General features: G+C 41.7%; 3 protein-coding genes, 2 pseudogenes and 1 riboswitch. Of the genes and pseudogenes, 3 read left to right on the top strand and 2 right to left on the bottom strand.

The genetic code is table 11. The features are described from left to right. Nucleotides 1-447, bottom strand: a pseudogene (locus VB654_RS24480) (sucrose synthase); the annotation flags it as partial. A gap of 153 nt (nt 448-600) precedes the next feature. Here VB654_RS24480 and VB654_RS24485 point away from each other — a divergent pair. After that, complete coding sequence (locus VB654_RS24485) at nt 601-1,173, top strand: Uma2 family endonuclease (protein WP_323216439.1); 573 nt, start codon at nt 601-603, stop codon at nt 1,171-1,173. An 82-nt stretch (nt 1,174-1,255) separates the two neighbouring features. Here the strand turns inward: VB654_RS24485 and cbiE are convergent, their stop codons facing one another. Then, nucleotides 1,256-2,467, bottom strand: a complete 1,212-nt coding sequence (gene cbiE / locus VB654_RS24490) for a precorrin-6y C5,15-methyltransferase (decarboxylating) subunit CbiE (protein WP_323216444.1) — start codon at nt 2,465-2,467, stop codon at nt 1,256-1,258. A gap of 221 nt (nt 2,468-2,688) precedes the next feature. Between cbiE and VB654_RS24495 the strand changes: the two genes are divergently transcribed. Both VB654_RS24495 and VB654_RS24500 read left to right on the top strand, forming a co-directional pair. Further along, on the top strand, nt 2,689-2,898 hold the full coding sequence (locus VB654_RS24495) for a hypothetical protein (RefSeq protein WP_089092695.1): 210 nt from the start codon (nt 2,689-2,691) through the stop codon (nt 2,896-2,898). 142 nt (nt 2,899-3,040) lie between these two features. Further along, nucleotides 3,041-3,183, top strand: a riboswitch (cobalamin riboswitch). Next, nucleotides 3,178-3,457 (top strand): annotated as a pseudogene (locus VB654_RS24500) (precorrin-3B synthase); the annotation flags it as partial. Its footprint overlaps the riboswitch before it by 6 nt.

A 3,457-nucleotide genomic window follows, 5' to 3' on the forward strand; every position in this document is an offset into this window, starting at 1 on the left:
GGCTAGACCTTGACCAATATTTCTGGGGTCACTGATTCTGGTGGATTCTGCTGAAAAGGGTTGGAAATCAATTTCGAGAATATGTGGTTGGTAGCGGTTAACGAGGCGATCGCTTACATCTAACCACGCTTGGGGTGTCATTGGCTCAAATCCAGAAAAATCAGCTTGGAGTCGCCATACTTCTTGACTCCCAATCCTCGGCCGGACAACAAACCAAGTCCCTTCTGCATCTAAAATCATTTCGTGGGTATTATGAATTAGTCTGCCGACAGAAGAAGAATAATAAAAGTAAGTAGGCTTTTGATATTGGTGACAAAATTCGGCAAAATTATGTAAAATCTCGTTTCTCAAAAAGTAACGTTTATCAGTGGTGCTTAATTCCGAGATAAACTGACATAGAGTAATTTTTTCGTCATTAATTAATACAGTCTCAAATAATTCATACATGACAAAAAGAGGCAGGGGATCAGGGGGCAGGATTCAGGATTTTCCCTACCTCCTTGGTGGTTGCTATATATATACTAGATATTAGGAAAGTTGTTCACTTCTGACTTGGGGATGAAACCCCAGTAATCAAGTCTATACCTTGAGGTTTTAAATATGGTTGCTTCCCCGGAAATCTACATCACTCCCGAAGAATACTTAGAGATGGAAGAGCAGAGTGACATTAAACACGAATATATTGATGGCTATATCTACGCAATGGCTGGGGCGCTAGATTCCCAGGTTACGATTACTGGAAACCTGTTTGCGCTTCTCCGTAATCATGTACGAGGTTCAGGTTGTCGCGTTTACATTGCCGACATGAAAGCCAGAATTGAATCCCTGAATCGTTTCTACTATCCTGATGTCATGGTGACTTGCGACCAAAGAGATCAAGAAACGCCAGCTTATAAAAAATTTCCTAATTTAATTGTAGAAGTTTTATCTGACTCCACCGAAGCCTTTGACCGGGGGGATAAATTCGCTGACTATCAACTACTAGAAACCCTAGAAGAATACGTTTTAATTAACACGAAACGTCAGCGAGTCGAATGTTTTCGCCGCAATCATCAAGGGGTGTGGGTTTTGCAATCCTACACAGCAGAAAAAACCTCATTTCGATTAAATAGTTTAGACTTTGAGGCGACCATAGCAGAACTCTACGAAGATGTAATTTTTGAACGTTGCTGATTTCAAATATGAATTTTTTTCATGCAAAGCTAGAAAGAAACCTCCGCGTACCTTTGCGCTTACCTCCGCGCCCCTTTGCGTTTCAATCCTTAATCCCTATCCATTGAGTAATCGGTGACATACCTCGCCAACCTAAAAACTTACCAATAGGTTCTGCCCTTTGAATAGCAATCCGAGTTAAATTACCACCAACCTGGTCATACCATTTAAATAAAATTTGCTCACCCTCCACAGTCACAACATTAGCTACTAATCGCCCACCCGGCCGCAGTGCATTCCAACAGATATCAAACAGCCCTGCTGCTGTGACTCCACCACCGATAAATATTGCATCTGGTGTAGGTAAATCTTGCAAAATTAATGGTGCTTTTCCACTAATAACTTTTAGGTGGGGAGTTCCTAAAGCTGCGGCGTTGTCGGCTATATACCCCAGTCTAGAGGAATTCTGTTCAATAGCGATCGCTCCACATCGAGAATGTGTCCGCATCCATTCGATAGAAATTGAACCACAACCAGCACCCACATCCCACAGTAATTCTCCAGGGGTAGGGGCTAATTTTGCTAAAGTCACCGCCCTGACTTCACTCTTAGTTAACTGTCCATCATGGTGATAGACGTGATCTGGCAATCCTGGTAGCCTGGGTAAAGGTATCACCCCAGCATCAGCAATACAATTAACTGCGATCGCATTCAACGGTGCAATTTCTGTTTCATGCCAATCTGCGGCTGTACCTTCAACAATTTTTTCCTGAATACCGCCCAGATGTTCTAAAACTGTGATTTTACTACCACCATAACCACGATTTGTCAAGATTTCGGCAACAATTGCGGGGGTGTCTTTACCTTCACTCAAAATCAACAGTTGAGCCTGGGGATAGATGTAACTTTGGAGTAGAGAAGCTGGACGACCACATAAACTCAAGGTTTCTACTTCCGTGAAAGACCATCCTAATTTGGCACAGGCGAGGCTGAAGGTAGAAGGTGCTGGAATAATTGTAATTTCTGCTAGGGGAATTTGTCGGGTGAGGGTGACACCGATACCGTAACAGAAGGGGTCGCCACTGGCTAATACACAAATTGATTCCCCCCGACGACGAATAATTTCAGCTATTGAGGTGCTAATGGGAGCTGTCCAGGCTATTTTCTGACGTTGATCATCTGGTGGTAGCATGGCTAAATGGCGATCGCCTCCGAAAATTACCTCAGCTTGGTCTATCAAAGAACGCGCGATCGCACTTAAACCCTGTAACCCATCTTCACCAATCCCCACAATCGATAGCCATTTCCTGATCATAGAAGCTGTCATAATTTAACTAGATATTGCGGCTTTTTCTGCGATTAAGAGCAGTTATTCTAATCTATTAATCAGGTTTTAACTCAACACTCCCAAATTTGATGTTTAGAACTTTATACTCGTGTGTTATAATGAGTAAGCATTACAACTGTTGAACAAGTAAAATATAGAAATATATATTTACTTTGATTAATGAAATTTCACAATTAGGTTGGTATTAATTGAAAATTAAAGCGTTGGATGTCAAAGCAGGCGATCGCATTATTGCCTACTGCAAGAATAAAATGCAAGTTTGCAAGGTAAAACGCATATTAGAGCCTGGTTCTAGTAACATCACACTATCGGTATTCACCTCTGAGCATTATCGTGGATGCTTAGTTTCCTGTGTAGTCCGGTTCCAGTGTGACACCTTAGTTGATTTAGTACAATAAAATTAGTTGAATTTTGCTTAATTAGCCCCAAAAAAATGCCACAGGGTTATTGTCTGGCTTGTAAATAAACTCTCCAGATATACTCAGGGCTATATTTAACTGAATATTAAAAATATCTCGCATCCAGTGAGATGAATACCTGATCATGTTAAATTACTAAAGTAAAGAGTTGGGAAACTCCGGTGAAATTCCGGGACTGTGCCGCAGCTGTAATGGTAAGGCAAACAGAACATTGAGTTTTTTACTTGCCAAGTCAGAATGCCAACCCTAGCAGTGTCTATGACTATACCAAGACACACTTACTATCTACTGCCTGCGTCGCACAGGAAAGGAGTTAAAGTTTTGCTGTCCGGTTTTGCCTTATGTCCTGGCTTATTTTATGATACACCCGCCCAAGATGGGATATTATCTCGCATCAGAATACCAGGCGGAATTCTGGATAGTAAACAGTGTCATGCAATCGCAGATATAGCAGATAATTACGGGGGTGGTTATGTTGATATTACCAATCGAGCTAACCTCCAAATCAGGGAATTACGTTCGGGAATAAGTAGCGCAG

It is taken from the genome of Nodularia sp. UHCC 0506, assembly GCF_034931045.1.
In the GTDB taxonomy this organism is placed as follows: domain Bacteria; phylum Cyanobacteriota; class Cyanobacteriia; order Cyanobacteriales; family Nostocaceae; genus Nodularia.